Annotated in this window: 13 protein-coding genes; 4 read left to right on the forward strand and 9 right to left on the reverse strand. The window is 32.1% G+C overall.

Going from position 1 to position 16,152, the window contains the following annotated elements:
- The first annotated feature begins 5 nt into the window (after window positions 1-5).
- Window positions 6-863, forward strand: a complete 858-nt coding sequence (gene blaOXA / locus Q4517_RS10060; RefSeq protein ID WP_303508753.1) for a class D beta-lactamase — start codon at window positions 6-8, stop codon at window positions 861-863.
- Between the two features lie 33 nt (window positions 864-896).
- Window positions 897-1,697, forward strand: coding sequence for a TIGR00266 family protein (locus Q4517_RS10065; RefSeq protein WP_303508756.1), 801 nt, complete (start codon window positions 897-899; stop codon window positions 1,695-1,697).
- Between the two features lie 85 nt (window positions 1,698-1,782).
- Here the strand turns inward: Q4517_RS10065 and Q4517_RS10070 are convergent, their stop codons facing one another.
- On the reverse strand, window positions 1,783-3,177 hold the full coding sequence (locus Q4517_RS10070) for a TlpA disulfide reductase family protein (protein ID WP_303508758.1): 1,395 nt from the start codon (window positions 3,175-3,177) through the stop codon (window positions 1,783-1,785).
- 168 nt (window positions 3,178-3,345) lie between these two features.
- On the opposite strand from Q4517_RS10070, the gene hutH reads away from it, so the two are divergent.
- The gene (hutH, locus tag Q4517_RS10075; RefSeq protein ID WP_303508761.1) at window positions 3,346-4,851 is read left to right on the forward strand and encodes a histidine ammonia-lyase; all 1,506 of its coding nucleotides are present in this window, start codon (window positions 3,346-3,348) and stop codon (window positions 4,849-4,851) included.
- A 77-nt stretch (window positions 4,852-4,928) separates the two neighbouring features.
- On the opposite strand, the gene Q4517_RS10080 is transcribed toward hutH, so the two are convergent.
- The 5 genes from Q4517_RS10080 to Q4517_RS10100 form a co-directional block, all read right to left on the reverse strand.
- Complete coding sequence (locus tag Q4517_RS10080; protein WP_303508764.1) at window positions 4,929-5,186, reverse strand: hypothetical protein; 258 nt, start codon at window positions 5,184-5,186, stop codon at window positions 4,929-4,931.
- A gap of 200 nt (window positions 5,187-5,386) precedes the next feature.
- Window positions 5,387-5,593 (reverse strand): hypothetical protein, encoded by a 207-nt coding sequence (locus tag Q4517_RS10085; RefSeq protein WP_303508766.1) that lies wholly within the window; start codon window positions 5,591-5,593, stop codon window positions 5,387-5,389.
- Window positions 5,594-5,740: 147 nt separating this feature from the next.
- Window positions 5,741-7,009, reverse strand: a complete 1,269-nt coding sequence (locus Q4517_RS10090) for a chloride channel protein (protein ID WP_303508767.1) — start codon at window positions 7,007-7,009, stop codon at window positions 5,741-5,743.
- 135 nt (window positions 7,010-7,144) lie between these two features.
- Window positions 7,145-7,483, reverse strand: coding sequence for an isochorismatase family protein (locus Q4517_RS10095; RefSeq protein WP_303508964.1), 339 nt, complete (start codon window positions 7,481-7,483; stop codon window positions 7,145-7,147).
- A gap of 127 nt (window positions 7,484-7,610) precedes the next feature.
- Complete coding sequence (locus Q4517_RS10100; RefSeq protein ID WP_303508966.1) at window positions 7,611-9,815, reverse strand: endonuclease MutS2; 2,205 nt, start codon at window positions 9,813-9,815, stop codon at window positions 7,611-7,613.
- A gap of 159 nt (window positions 9,816-9,974) precedes the next feature.
- Between Q4517_RS10100 and Q4517_RS10105 the strand changes: the two genes are divergently transcribed.
- Window positions 9,975-10,640, forward strand: a complete 666-nt coding sequence (locus Q4517_RS10105; protein WP_303508769.1) for a uracil-DNA glycosylase — start codon at window positions 9,975-9,977, stop codon at window positions 10,638-10,640.
- Here the strand turns inward: Q4517_RS10105 and Q4517_RS10110 are convergent.
- The 3 genes from Q4517_RS10110 to secA all read right to left on the reverse strand — a co-directional run bounded on the left by Q4517_RS10110 (window position 10,627) and on the right by secA (window position 16,130).
- Window positions 10,627-11,643 carry a glycosyltransferase family protein gene (locus Q4517_RS10110; RefSeq protein ID WP_303508770.1) on the reverse strand — a complete coding sequence of 339 codons (1,017 nt, stop codon included), beginning with the start codon at window positions 11,641-11,643 and terminating at the stop codon, window positions 10,627-10,629. The two genes, Q4517_RS10105 and Q4517_RS10110, sit on opposite strands and share 14 nt — an antisense overlap.
- A gap of 95 nt (window positions 11,644-11,738) precedes the next feature.
- Window positions 11,739-12,611, reverse strand: coding sequence for a UDP-2,3-diacylglucosamine diphosphatase (locus Q4517_RS10115; RefSeq protein ID WP_303508772.1), 873 nt, complete (start codon window positions 12,609-12,611; stop codon window positions 11,739-11,741).
- A gap of 168 nt (window positions 12,612-12,779) precedes the next feature.
- Window positions 12,780-16,130 (reverse strand): preprotein translocase subunit SecA, encoded by a 3,351-nt coding sequence (secA, locus tag Q4517_RS10120; RefSeq protein ID WP_303508774.1) that lies wholly within the window; start codon window positions 16,128-16,130, stop codon window positions 12,780-12,782.
- Between the last annotated feature and the right edge of the window lie 22 nt (window positions 16,131-16,152).

Consider the following 16,152-nt stretch of genomic DNA (forward strand, 5'->3'; position numbering starts at 1 on the left):
TTAAGATGAGGTTTAGTTGGGGTTTTATAATTATTGTATTACTGCTCTCTTGTAAAAATGAAAAAAAGAGTAAAAAAGAGAAGGTAGAAGCAAAGCTTGTAGTTAATAATCAGTTTCAAGAAATTCTTGATAGCACAAAGTTAGAAGGCGCTATACTGGTATATGATTTGAGTAAAGATATTTATTATTCAAATGATTTTGATTGGTGTGAAAAAGGAAACTTACCTGCATCAACATTTAAAATTCCGAATTCTATCATTGCTTTAGAAACAGGTGTAGTTAAAAATGATAGTGTAATTTTTAAATGGAATGGAGAATCTAGATATCTAAAAGTTTGGGAACAAGATTTAACGTTAAAAGAAGCATTTCATCATTCTTGTGTGCCCTGTTATCAAGAAGTTGCTAGAAAAATTGGAGTAGATAGAATGAAATCTAATTTAGCAAAGTTAGATTTTGGTTCAATGGATGTAAACGAAACGACTTTAGATAATTTTTGGTTAGAGGGAAAATCGAAGATCAATCAATTTAAACAAATAGAATTTTTAAAACGACTACATAATTCAGAGTTACTTATTAGTGAGCGTACTGATAGTATCATGAAAAATATGATAATAATGTCTAAAAATAACCAGTATGTACTGAGGGGTAAAACAGGTTGGTCAGTAAAAGGTGAAGTAGATAATGGTTGGTTTGTTGGTTATGTTTTGGTTAAAAACAAAGCTTATTTCTTTGCGACAAATGTAGTTCCAAAAAAGAGCTTCGATATGAGCTTTTTTAATAAAGAAAGGAAAGAAGTAACTTTTAAAGCTTTAGATATGCTTAAAATATTAGGAGAGAAAGAATCATTTGTAACAAAACAATAAAAAACTCTTCTTATAAATATAAAAACAAAAATTATGAATGCACACGAAATAGATTATCGCATTTTTGGAGAAGAAATGCAGTATGTAGAAATAGAATTAGATCCGCAAGAAGGAGTAGTTGCTGAAAGTGGTAGCTTTATGATGATGGATGCCGATGTAAAAATGAATACGATTTTTGGAGACGGTTCAAACCAAGAAAAAGGATTGTTAGGAAAGATTTTTTCAGCAGGAAAACGAATATTAACAGGAGAAAGCTTGTTTATGACTGTATTTACAAACGATGGTCAAGGAAAAAAACAAGTATCTTTTGCATCACCATATCCTGGGAAAATAATCCCGATTGATTTAACTGAGTTTGGTGGGAAGTTTATTTGTCAAAAAGATGCTTTTTTATGTGCAGCTAAGGGTGTGTCTATCGGGGTAGAGTTTTCAAAACGCTTAGGTAGAGGATTGTTTGGAGGAGAAGGATTTATTATGCAAAAAATGGAAGGAGATGGTATTGGTTTTGTACATGCAGGTGGTACCATGGCAAAAAAGGTCTTACAGCCTGGGGAAGTTTTAAAGGTAGATACAGGGTGTATAGTAGGTTTTACACAAGGTGTTGATTATGATATTGAGTTTGTTGGAGGGATAAAAAACACCATTTTTGGAGGAGAAGGATTATTCTTTGCTAAGCTTAGAGGTCCAGGAACTGTATATATTCAATCATTACCATTTAGCAGATTAGCAGGTAGAGTGTTAGCAATGGCGCCTCAAACAGGCAAAGGAGATAGAGGAGAAGGAAGTGTTTTAGGTGGTTTAGGAGATATTTTAGATGGAGATAATAGGTTTTAATTATAACCTATAAAGTAGTATTGAATATAAAAAGCAGCTAAATTAAATTTTAGCTGCTTTTTTAGTTTGTGTTAGTTTTTTAAGTTTAAATACCTAACTCTTCAAACATATTGATTAAACGCTCTCCCTGTGATGGAGCAGGAGCATTAGGACTTACAATATTACCTTCAGGATCTATTAAAATAAATCTTGGTAATCCTTTAATTAAGAAGTTTTGTGCCCACTCTAATTTTAAGTGACTATCACCTGCCATTAACTGTATACCAGTCATCTCTCTGTCTTGAATGGTTTCTTTCCATTTGTCGTCATTACCCTTCGCGTCAACATTAATACTTACAAACTCAATGTTTTTACCATGGTATTCTTGCTCTAATCGCTTTAACAAAGGAATTTCTCTTTTACAATACGCACACCAAGTAGCCCAAACATCAATATATAAGTACTTCCCATGGCCTAATAAATCATCAAAAGAAGTTGTTCCGCCATTATAGTTTACATAGTTTGTAAATTTAGGTGCAGGTTGCCCTTTAGCAGTAGTTTTTAAAAGATCGTAGTCTTTAGTAATTTCTTTTTTATGTGTTTCATTTGTAGAATATGCCATAAATTTTCTGTAAAACTCTTTTAAGTCACTGGTGTATGTTATACTGCTTTCAGCACTATTATATAATAAATCATTTTTAGCAATTGTATCGGTAACTTCAGTTTGTACAGTTTCTAAATAAGTCAAGTATAAATCTTCACCTTCTTTGTTTTTTTCTTTAGCTATGTTGTTTAACTCAGTTTCTAACATTACTCTATAGAAGTATGAAGTAGTATAGTCGCCACCACTATAGTTAAAGTTTTCTAGTGGGTCAGGAAAATTTTCAGAAACAGTGAAATCTTTATTTCCTGTTAACGTTCTGTGATAATCTTGATAATTATATAAGTTTCTTAAACATTCATAGTCAATGTTTTTTACTTCTTTTTTTAAAAAATCAGCAGGTAATTGTTTAGAGATAGAAGCTTCGGTTACAGCATCTTTATATTCATTAGTTTTTGCTAAAAACTCTTCTTCTTCTAAAGCAAAATATTGATTAGCACTAACAAGTATTTCAGGCCAAGTTTTTTGTTTTTCATGAAGGTAACTATTTATTCTTTTGTTAGTACCTTCAAAATTAATAAAGTCAGGGTTATCGTAATCAAAGACAATACCTGTATCATCAGTTTTTGTTAAATATAAATTGATAGTTTTAATAGGTTTAGTATTATAAACTAACGTGTAATACCCATTTCTATTAATTTTAAGAGTATCGATAAAAGAACCAGTTTTTTTATCAAACTTTATTTTCTTTTCAAACTGAAAGCCATTTAAAGTAACATTTCTTTTTTTGAAGTTGTCAATCTTTCCAGTCAAAACTAAGTAGTCTTTAACAGGTTTCTCTTCCTTTTTACATGAAATTATGGTAACTCCTAAGAGGACTAAAAGTACTAGTTTTTTCATTGTTTAATGTTTAGTGAAAATATGGTGTTTAAGGCGCCGAAGTTACTTTTTTTAACTTTTTTATCAAAGAAATTAACATTTTATTTAAACTAAGCTTTATTTTTTACAAAAAATCACCTTGGAGTTTTATCTTTTTTTTGGTTCTTTGTACATCTTAAAAATATTAAAATGGATACTACACATATAATAAATTCACAACCAGTAGGTTTAGAAGATATTCATGGTATTTTATTACTAGATAAAAAACTTTCTTTATCAGAAGAATCAACTGAAAAGATATTAAAATGCCGCGCCTATCTTGACAAAAAAATGAAAATTCATAGTGATCCAATTTATGGAATCAATACAGGGTTTGGTTCATTGTGTAATGTTAAGATTAGTGGAGATAATTTGCAACAACTTCAAGAAAACTTAGTAATGAGCCATGCTTGTGGAACAGGTGATGAAGTGCCACAAGAAATTGTAAAGTTAATGTTGTTGCTAAAAATACAATCGTTAAGCTATGGTCATTCTGGAGTACAGTTGGCTACAGTTGAGCGTTTAATAGAGTTTTACAATAACGATATTTTTCCAGTTGTATATACACAAGGTTCGTTGGGGGCATCTGGTGATTTAGCACCGTTAGCGCACCTTTCATTACCATTAATTGGTTTAGGAGAAGTGTATGTTTCTGGTGAACGAGTTTCTGGAGAAAGTTTATTAGAAAAATTTGGATGGGAGAAAATAAACTTACAATCTAAAGAAGGTTTAGCACTGTTAAACGGAACTCAATTTATGAGTGCTTATGGTGTTCATAATTTATTAAAAGCGTATAAACTTTCATACTTAGCTGATGTTATTGGTTCGATTTCTTTAGAAGCTTTTGACGGACGAATTGAACCTTTTAATGAGTTGATTCATTTAGTGCGTCCACATAACGGACAGTTAGCTACAGCTAAACGTATTAAAGAAGTATTAGAAGGGAGTGAGTTAATTAAGCAACCAAAAGAACACGTACAAGATCCTTATTCTTTCAGATGTATGCCACAAGTTCATGGTGCAACAAAAGATACACTAGAGTTTGTAAAGAAAACATTCATAACAGAAATAAATTCAGTAACAGATAACCCAAATGTTTTTGTTGATGAAGATATTATTGTTTCAGGAGGAAATTTCCACGGGCAGCCACTTGCTTTAGCATTAGATTATTTAGCGATTGCAATTGCCGAATTAGGAAATATTTCTGAAAGAAGAACCTACCAGTTAGTTTCTGGTTTAAGAGGATTACCTGACTTTTTGGTGTCTAATCCAGGATTAAATAGCGGATTTATGATTCCACAGTATACAGCAGCAAGTATTGTAAGTGCAAACAAGCAACTTTGTACACCATCTAGTGTAGATTCTATCGTGTCAAGTAACGGACAAGAAGACCACGTAAGTATGGGAGCTAACGGGGCTGTTAAAGCTAAAAAGGTAATAGATAATGTATGTTCTGTATTAGCTATTGAATTGATGAATGCTTCTCAAGGACTTTCTTTTAGAAAAAATAACACTTCTGAATTTTTAACTTCTTTTGTAAGTATGTTTAGACAAGATGTACCTATAGTAAATGATGACAGAGTATTGCATAACGACATTAAAAAAGCAGAAAACTTTATTAATAACTTAACTATTGAAGTTGAGGAATTGTTTTAAGCAATTATAAAAAATAGTATAAGAAAAGCTCAAACTGTAAATTTTTACAATTTGAGCTTTTTGTTTGTTATTGATGGTTAACTTCCAAAACTAGAATATAAGAAGAACACAATTGAAGCATTTCTATACGTGTCATTTTTAACAGGTGATATTTTTATTCCTGTACTTTCATTTCCTCTCATTAACTCACCATTTTCAGACCATTCGATAAAAGTTTCTGAACCATTGTCCATTTTTCCGTTTTCGTCAATTTTAATTAGAGTTTTACCTTCTGAATCTTGAAGTATATTATCTACTCCTATTGTTGTGATTACAGTTCCGTTTTTATCTGTCACAGTTCCATCTTTTGCAATAGATAAGGTTATTATTAATAAAGCTTGTAGTAAAAAAACTTTTAATCAGAGAGGTAGACTCTTTAGATAAGCCCCCCCTTTTTAAGTTCTTTCTTGATAAAATTTTGGTTTGTACTATAATCTCTTCCTGAAGTTACAAAGCTAAAAATAATTTCCCTAAGAGCTTTATAATCAATATCAAATTACTCATGTATTACCATTTTTGTTAGTGTTTGTAGCTCAATCTCAGCAAGGTTTACATTACTTAGGTGAATATGTCCTGCAATAAGAGATTTCATATTATCTGATTTATTTTTGTAATTGTCTTTTAAATAAATCCAATCTTTTTCATTGAGATTCTTAATAATATCTTCATCGATAGCTTGATGAGCGTGTTCAACCCAATCCATAGAATCTGTTCCTTCTTTTTCATATTCCTCTAACTCAGAGAAAAGTTTTTTATGTTTGGAGTCATGTTTTTATTTTAAAATTGATGTCAACTTGTTTATTAAGGTTTATTATCTGTGAAAATATACAAGGTTTTAATAATATGTTTTTTACTCTTTATTCATTTGAGAACCTATAAAAGGTATTCTTGGGGCTAAAAAATATCCTGTTAAACTTGCAAATAGTATAGGGATGAAATGACCAAACCCTGTTAAAGTAGCAAGTAGAATTGTTGTACTCATTGGTGTTCGAGTTACGCAAGCGTTTATTGCTGCCATACAGCTAACTATTGCTAAAGTCAAATTTATTGATGGAAATAGTTGATGGATGATTATACCTAATGTTGCTCCTACGAAAAAAAGAGGAATAATAAATCCACCTCTCCAACCCGATGTAACGGTTATTGAAATAGCAACTATCTTAAATATTAAAATTGCAAACAATAAACTCAGGGAGAAATTTCCCAAAAGTAACTCGTTAATCTCGTGGTGTCCAAAGTATCTTGTTATTGGAAGATAAAAGGCTATAATACCAAGTATAATTCCTCCAATCAGTGTTTTGATATAAATGGGTATTGGCTTTTTTTCAAAAATAGATTTGAAAAATTTAGTACAAAAAATAAAAACCCAGCCAAAAGTAGCACCGATAATAGCAAATAAAACAGCATAGCCAAAATCAAACATTCCTGAATATTCATAAGCAGATAAGTCCCAAACAGGGCCAAGTCCTAAATGAATTATTAAAGCAAAAACTAAAAAACTAAAACAACTAGAAACAAATGCCGGAATAATTGCTTTGTAATATTCAACTGCGTGTTTGTGGTGAAGTATTTCTAATGAAAAGAGACTACCTCCCAAAGGAGCGCCAAATAAAGCTGTAAACCCTGAAGCCATACCTGCAATACTTAATGACCGTAATTCTTCTCCTTTTAGACGGAATAATTTGCCTATCCAAGTTCCTGTTGATCCTGTCACTTGAACCAATGGTGCTTCGGGTCCAAGACTTCCTCCTGATGCAACACATAACAAAGAAGAGAGAACCATTGATGGATTATTCTTAGGGTTAAGTTTTCCTTTATTAAACCTAATATTGTTTACTATTAAATGTATTTCTCCAGGGTCACCAATAAAGTGAATTATCAAACCTGCTAAAAGTCCACAAATACCCATCAGAGGAATCACTTTCCAACCATTAAAAACAGCTAAATAGTGTGATAAAAATTCAAGTCCAATCCAATAAACTCCAGCTATTATCCCCCCTAACAGCCCAAGTAGAGCCCATAATAGAAAAATTCGACTAAAGACAAAAGGATTGAACCGAATAGGTTGATCTAAAACGTTTAAATACGTTATTAGTTTTCTTTTTTGTTTTAATTTCACTTTATTGTTTTATGTTAAACGATGTGCTGTCTCGAGGACAGTACTAAACTTTGGAAATATACATCACAAGTTGAATATTTCAGAAATAGGTAAGAAGGAATAATTACTTACAGCTATTCTAAATTATATAGTTTTTTACTCGTTTAGAAACTGTTCAGTAGTTAAAACCGTCGAATAATAATAATTTAAAGCTCCTAAAAATGCTTTTTGAACTTCTTTTGTTTTAACTATTTCGGTATTGATTTCAAGGTCTTTTGTAGCACAGGCATCACTTATTACAATACATTCAAATCCGAAATCTTTTGCAGCTCTTATTGTCGCATTTATGCACATATGTGTCATCATTCCACTTATTACCAATTTTTCTATTCCTATAACCTTTAAATATTCCAAAAGTTCAGTTTCTCTAAAGCTATTGGGATAGTTCTTTGTGATTATTTTCTCATTTTTTGTTTTTTTGTCACTAAATAGAATGAATTCTTATGATCGTTAGTCACAGTTTTAAAGTTACAAACTTTTTAGGAAGGTATAGATGTTAGAATTTTTGAGTTAATTAGGATATCTCGTGAAGCCTTTCGTAACTGTATTTACAACTAAAAGGCTACTTTTTTGCACGTTCAACCAATTCTAACTGTTCAATTTTAGCTTCAGTGGTGAACATCCCGTAATTAATAAACGCTTTTTTCTTTTCTACTTTATCAATAGTACCTACGGCATTTCCATCAACTAAACGAACACGATCTCCTATTTTAAAAATATAAGCAGCTTTTTCTTTGGCAATTTTTTCGGCTTCTTTTTCTTTTTCTTCCCGAACCTTCACAACTTTTTGTAGCACTTCTTTTTCTACCTTTTTAATAGCTTCTTGCTGCTTCTGTGTTGCTGCTTTTTCTTGTTTTTTTTCTATTTTAGTTTTCTTTTGTGGCGGATTCTTTTTTAAATGTTTTGTTTTTTCAGCGGTTACCCATTTAAAAAAGTTAGTTGACAATTCTTTTTTATTGTTGGTTTGAAAGTACTTGTTCAATAACTCATTAATCTTTCTACCTAACGAAAGCATACGTTGATTGTTATCATATAATTCTTGAAAACCTTCTAGTTTTTCACGTATTTTAAGCTCTTTTTCCTGTAGGTTTTCAATATGTTCTTGTCCTTTTGATTTTTGTTTGTTTAAACTTTCAGAAGTTTTTTGCAAACGATTTCGCTCTTTTTGAAGTTTAGAAATCGTTTTATCTAAACGAATCTTTTCTGTTTCTACACGTTTTTTAGCACGGTTGATTAAACTGTACGGAATTCCATTTTTCTGTGCTACCTCAAAGGTGAAAGAACTTCCTGCTTGTCCAACATATAATTTATACAATGGTTCTAAAGTTCGTTCATCGAATTGCATGTTAGCATTAGCAACATTATCTAATTCATCTGCCAATACTTTTAAATTAGCATAGTGCGTAGTAATAATACCGAAGGCTTTTTTCTCATAAAATTCTTCTAAGAAAATTTCAGCTAAAGCTCCACCTAATTCAGGGTCAGACCCTGTACCAAATTCATCAATTAAAAACAAGGTATTTTCGTTACATTTTCTAAGAAAAAAGCGCATGTTTTTTAGACGGTAACTGTACGTGCTTAATTGGTTTTCAATAGATTGGTTGTCTCCAATATCTGTTAAAATGGTGCTGAAAAGTGTGGTTTCGCTACGTTCATGTACCGGGATTAACAAACCGCTTTGTAGCATAGCTTGTAGTAAGCCAATAGTTTTTAAAGTGATGCTTTTTCCTCCAGCATTGGGACCTGAAATAACAATAATTTGTTGTTGTTCACTTAATTGAATAGTTTGCGGTATCGTTTCAATGTTCTTAGCTTTATTTTTTTGCCATAAAATAGGGTGGAAAGCATTTTTGAAAAACACCTTTTTCTCTTTGGTAATTTTTGGGAGTAATCCGTTAATCGTCTTAGCATATTTTGCTTTCGCACCAACCATATCTAAATGCGCTAAAAATGAAACGTATTCAGTTAATAGTGGTGTAAAAGGCCTAATTTCACTGGCTAAAGCTCTTAATATGCGTACTATTTCTTGTTTTTCTTCATATAACAAATTTTGTAATTCTCTACTATACGAAAGTGTTGCTTGTGGAGCGATATAAACAATATTTCCTGATTTTGATGAACCTAATAGACTCCCTTTTATTTTACGTCGGTGCATAGCCAAAACCGCTAATACACGCTGGTTGTCAACAACAGTTTCTTTAATATCATCTAAATATCCGCTAGCTATATTTTTACTTAAGGCACGTGAAAAACTTTCAGAAATTTTGCCTCTTACTGAGCCAATTTCCTTTCGTATTTGTTTTAAGGTAGGAGACGCATTGTCGGCAACTTCACCGAATGGAGTAATAACTTTCTTAATACTATCTACAATAATGGTAGTAAACTCAACTTCATCACTCAGAGCAAACAGTGTAGGGTAGTAGGTTTGAAATTTTTTTAAAAACTTCTTTTGTTCATTTACAGTTTCTGAAACTGAAGCAACTTTTAAGAAACCATCTGTTTCTAAAAAACTATTTTCAATAGCAAGTCGTTTAATTTCTTCAGAAACATCTTCAAAATAATGATTCGGAATTCTGTTTTCGTTTTCAAAAGAAGACAAATATTCATTAACCATATTCAGTTCAAAAAATAACTTTTTTTTGTTTGAAATAGGCTGAATTTGCATTGTTTTCTCTTTTCCTAAACTAGAAATACAATGCGTTGCAACTTGTTCTAAAACCGTTGTGAATTCTAAATCTTGAAGTGTTTTTTCTGTAATACTCACTATCAAATTTCTATTTTTGTTTTTAATTGTCACATCGAGTTAATTTGTGAGGAACAAACAAATTTGTATCGAGATGTAAAGAGTTCTCGATACATTTTTCTTCCTTTGTCAGAAAATCACTCGAACTGACATATTTTTTGAGAACCACAAAAATAACAAACAATGCAAGTAAAAATTAATGATAGTTGGAAAAATATTTTACAACCAGAATTTGAGAAACCATATTTTGAGAGTCTTACCAATTTTGTTAAAAATGAATACACAAAACATACATGTTTTCCAAAAGGTTCAGATATTTTCGCAGCGTTTGATTTTTGCTCATTAGACGATTTAAAGGTGGTGATTTTAGGTCAAGATCCATATCATGGGGTAGGGCAGGCGAACGGACTGTGCTTCTCGGTTCATGATGGAATTTCACATCCGCCATCGCTGATCAATATTTTTAAGGAGATAGAAAAGGACATACATATTCCATATCCAAAAAGTGGTGATTTATCGCGTTGGGCAAAACAAGGGGTGTTATTGTTAAACGCTACTTTAACGGTTAGAGCAGGGGAGGCAGGAAGCCACCAAAAACAAGGATGGGAGCAGTTCACCGATGCTGTGATTCAGAAAATATCCGAAGAAAAAAAAGATGTAGTGTTTTTACTTTGGGGTGGTTTTGCAAAGAAAAAAGCAAAACTGATTGATAAAAATAAGCATCACATTTTAACCTCAGGGCATCCATCACCATTGAGCGCCAATCGTGGGTATTGGTTTGGTAACAAACATTTTTCTAAAACCAACGATTTTTTACAAAGTATAGGTGCAACAACTATTCAATGGTAATTTCTGGTAAAATAGTTTTGTTGTAATACGGTAAAATGATTGCATCTAACATATCTTCAGTAACATCAGGGTAGTGGACTTCAATAATTTTGTTAGAGTTAATCCACTTTTCAATTTTAGGAAGCTGTTTTTTACTTAGTTTTTTTACGACTGTAACTCCCATTTCTTTTAAAGTAACAGCGTTGCATTGTTGTTCGTACTGATTTTTCATTGGAATAACCAATAGTTTTTTACGTAAGTATAAAGCCTCTGTAGGTGTTGCAAAACCGGCACCACAAACTATTCCTTTAGCAGAAGCCATGCTACGAATAAAAGCATCGTCGTTTATTGGTAGGATGGTAATATTATGAAAGAATTGATGTTCTTTAGTTTTCTTAGAAAAGACTTGCCATTTTATGTCTTTTATTTTTGAAAGTACTTTGATTATTTTTTCATCACTATAAGATGGTAAATACACTGTGTAATGTCCTTTGTTTGTAATGTTTCTATAGCGAATTTCCTTACGGATAATAGGTAAGAAGGTTGAAGATGAATGAGTTTTAAAATGAAATCCGAATTTATTTTTTGCAGGTGCATAGTATTTAATAATCAAACGCTCTAACCTAAACCTTTTAAAAGCAGAGTTTTTTTCGTTTAACAAAGCATTTTGATTGCTCAAAGAAATAATGGGGACATTTCTAAATAAACATGCCCAAGCTGAGATAGGCTCAAAATCGTTGATAACTAAATCGTACTCTTTTACGGGAAGTGTTTTAATTTCTTTGTAAACTTTCTTTAGGTTTAAGTCTTTTAAGGTGTTAATTAGATCAATTCCACCCTTTTTACCAAAAAAGAACCCCAAGCCATGTAGTTTATATTTTATATCGAAAGGAAGTCCTATTTCATATTGTGACCCGCTAACCAATATATCAACATCACCACGTCTCTGTAAATGTGGAATTATCTCTAAGGCTCTACTTGCATGTCCGTTTCCTGTTCCTTGAAAAGCATATAATATTTTCATCTTTTTAAATTTTTTGTAATTGGTTGTTTTCAGAAAATTACCTATTTAGTAGGTACTGACCATTTCCTAACATAATGCCATTATGGGCTTCATGGTTATTGGGTTTTAATATTAAACTCTTTGAGAAGCTCTGTAAAAAGTTCGCTATTATTGTGTTCAGAACTAATTAGCTCTAAATCTTTTATAGGGTAGTCTAAATGAATATTTTCAGCTATCTCATCTTTTTCATATTCATATAAAGACCACGCTTTATTTTTATATTCTAAAGCTGTTAAATTTTCAATCCAATCGCCAGAATTTAAGTAAGTAGTACTTCCTTTTTCAGTTTTGATAGTTCTTATTTCTGGTTGATGAATATGTCCGCATACCACATAATCGTATCCTTCATCGATAGCAATGTCGGCAGCAGTGGTTTCAAAATTGTTAATAAATTTAAGAGCACTTTTTACGCTATTTTTAATTTTTTTAGAGAAAGATAATCTGCCATAACCCATTTTATGACTTATCCAGTTTACAACGGTGTTAATCAGAATTAAAAAATCATAACCCATACCGCCTAGTTTAGCAAGCCATTTAGAGTGTTGCATGGTAACATCAAAAACATCTCCGTGGAAAAACCACCCTTTTTTACCATCGATATCTAAAACCACTTTGTTTACGATTTCAAAGCTTCCTAAACGAAACCCTTTAAATCTTCGTAGCATTTCATCATGGTTTCCTGTGATATAGTAGACTTTTGTTCCAGAGGTAATAAAATTCATCAGTTGTTTGATGATTTTCATGTGAGGCTTAGGAAAATACCGTTTGTTAAATTGCCAAATATCAATAATATCACCATTTAAAATTAAAACCTTAGGATTAATGGTTTTTAGGTAATTGTTTAGCTCAGTAGCTCTACAACCGAAAGTGCCTAAGTGTACATCTGATATTACAGCAATATCTAATTTACGTCTTTTTTGTTTTTTCATTCTAAGTGTACTTCGATGTTTATCAAAGTTACTTTTCGAATGTTTTTAAAAAGTGAAGTAATTATAAAGTGTTAGTAATAAAATCTTTACTGAAAAGTGTTGTAAAGGTTATGAAAAAGTAAAAAGCTCGGTTTTTACCGAGCTTTTTATATATAATTTGTTTTAATATTATTTGTTGTACAATACCCATTCTCCTTTTTCTAATAAAGGAATAGCTTGTTTGTACTTAACTTCTTTCTCTTCACCAGACATTACATTTTTGATGGTAACCTTTTCGTTACGACCAATTTTTGGCTGCTCACGCACAACAGTTTCTACTACTTGTTGTTCTTGAGTTTGTTGGTTACGAGCATTGCTAATAGCTTGTTGAGTAGAGTTTTGAACTTCGTCTTTACGTAAATCTAATTGCTCACGTTGTTCTTCACGAGCTTCTGATACTTGTGAAGCTTCTTGACTTGGTAGCTTTCCTTTAAATAAGAAAGATAAAACTTCTTTGTTTACTTTATCAATCGTTTCTTGGAATAACTCGAAAGCTTCAAACTTATAAACTAATAAAGGATCTTTTTGTTCGTACGTAGCATTTTGAACAGTTTGCTTTAACTCGTCCATTTTACGTAAGTGATCCTTCCAGTTTTCATCAATAATTGCTAAGGTGATGTTTTTTTCAAAGTCGTTTATTAATGATTTTCCTTCACTTTCGTAAGCTTCTTTTAAGTTGGTAACTACTTGTAAGTTTTTAGTACCATCAGTAAAAGGAACCACAATACGTTCGTAACGATCACCTTCGTTTTCAAAAACATTTTTAATTACTGGGAACGCGTTTTCAGCATTTCTTTCTGCGTCGTTTTTGTAGTGTTCTGTTACTATTTTGTATAGCTTGTCAATTAAATCTTGCTCTGATGTTTTATTGAATTCTTCTTCAGAAAAAGGAGAAGTCATTGCAGAGAAACGGATTAATTCGAACTCAAAGTTTTGGAAATCTTTAGCTTCTTTGTTTTGTCTTACAATTGAATCACAAGTATCATAAATCATATTTGCAATGTCAATTTGTAAACGTTTTCCGTCTAAGGCATGACGACGACGTTTGTATACAAACTCACGTTGTGCGTTCATAATATCATCATATTCTAATAAACGCTTACGAATACCAAAGTTGTTTTCTTCAACTTTCTTTTGCGCTCTTTCAATAGATTTTGAAATCATAGAATGCTGAATTACTTCACCTTCTTTTAATCCCATTCTATCCATCATTTTTGCAATTCTATCTGAACCAAATAAACGCATTAAGTTATCGTCTAAAGCTACATAGAATTGAGAAGAACCAACATCTCCTTGACGTCCTGCACGACCACGTAACTGACGGTCTACACGACGAGAATCATGACGTTCTGTACCAATAATAGCTAAACCACCTGCTGCTTTTACTTCGTCAGATAATTTAATATCGGTACCACGACCAGCCATGTTAGTTGCAATAGTAACAACACCAGGTTTACCTGCTTCTGCAACTACATCTGCTTCTCTTTTGTGTAATTTTGCATTTAAGATATTGTGAGGAATTTTACGAATTTGTAACATTCTTCCTAACAATTCAGAAATTTCAACCGAAGTAGTACCCACTAATACTGGTCTTCCTTCTCCGACTAATTTTACAATGTCTTCAATTACCGCGTTGTATTTTTCACGCGTAGTTTTATAAACTAAATCTTGTTTGTCGTCTCTTTGAATAGGTCTGTTGGTTGGTATTTCAACAACGTCTAATTTGTAAATTTCCCAGAATTCACCTGCTTCTGTAATCGCTGTACCCGTCATACCAGATAACTTGCGATACATTCTAAAGTAGTTTTGTAAAGTAACAGTAGCAAATGTTTGCGTAGCGTCTTCAATTTTTACATTCTCTTTCGCTTCAATGGCTTGGTGTAATCCGTCAGAGTAACGACGACCGTCCATAATACGACCTGTTTGCTCATCTACAATCATTACTTTATTATCCATCACAACATATTCCACATCTTTTTCAAAAACTGAATACGCTTTTAAAAGTTGATTCATTGTGTGGATACGTTCGCTTTTTATACTAAACTCACGATATAATTCTTCTTTTTGATCTGCTTTTTCTTCAGGAGTAGCATCACTGTTATCTATTTGACCAACTTTTACACTAATATCTGGTAAAACAAAGAAAGTTTCATTTTTTGTGATATCAGAAAGGTGTGCTATACCTTTATCAGTTAAGTCAATTTGATTATTTTTTTCTTCAATGGTAAACCATAACTCTGCATCAACTTCAGGCATTAGCTTATTGTTGTCTTGCATGTAAAAGTTTTCAGTCTTTTGAAGAATTTGTTTAACTCCTTCTTGTGATAAAAACTTAATTAAGGCTTTGTTTTTTGGAAGTCCTCTGTAAACTCTTAATAATAAGAAACCACCTTCTTTAGTATCACCTTCTTTAATTAAACGTTTTGCTTCTGCTAAAACACCTACTAAATATTTATTTTGAAGTGAAACTAAATCAGCTACCAAAGGTTTTAACTCATTAAACTCATGAGTATCTCCTTGTGGTACTGGTCCAGAAATAATTAATGGTGTACGAGCATCATCAATTAAAACAGAATCCACCTCGTCAATAATAGCGTAGTTTGGCGCACGTTGTACTAAGTCTTTCCTAGAGTTTGCCATGTTATCACGTAAGTAATCGAATCCAAATTCGTTATTGGTTCCATAAGTGATGTCTGCATTATAAGCTTCTCTACGTGCTTCAGAGTTTGGTTGGTGAAAATCAATACAGTCTGTACTTAATCCGTGGAACTCAAAAATTGGAGCCATCCACGCACGGTCACGTTTTGCTAAGTAATCATTTACAGTAACAACGTGTACTCCGTTACCCGTTAAGGCATTTAGGTATACAGGAAGGGTAGAAACTAACGTTTTACCTTCTCCTGTCATCATTTCGGCGATTTTACCTTGGTGTAAAACTGATCCACCGATTAACTGAACATCATAATGAATCATGTCCCAAATTACTTCTTTACCAGCAGCATCCCATGAGTTAGCCCAAAAAGCTTTGTCTTCTTCTAAAGTAATATGTTCTCTAGTAGCTGATAATTCTCTATCGAAAGGAGTAGCGGTAACTTCTAATTCTGTGTTTTTGGTAAAACGTTTCGCAGTTTCTTTTACAACAGCAAAAGCTTCTGGCATAATGTTTAGTAAAACAGCTTCAGAAGCTTGGTAGGCTTCATCTTTCAATTTGTCTATTTCTGTATAAATTTCTTCTTGACGATCGATGTCTGCACTTTTAGCTTCTTCCTCAAGTTCAGTTATTTTGTCAAGAAAAGATTTCGTAGCATCATTAATTTTCGATTTAAATTCGATTGTTTTTGCCCGTAATTCATCATTTGATAAACTGCTTAATGAATTTTCAAAAGATCGTACCTTTTCAACGATCGGCTGTAGTGATTTTAGGTCTTTTTGTTGTTTGTCTCCAACAAACAGTTTTATAATCGAATTTAAAACGCTCATTTGTAAAATATTGTTTTATAGC

Source organism: Tenacibaculum sp. 1_MG-2023, assembly GCF_030547425.1.
In the GTDB taxonomy this organism is placed as follows: domain Bacteria; phylum Bacteroidota; class Bacteroidia; order Flavobacteriales; family Flavobacteriaceae; genus Polaribacter.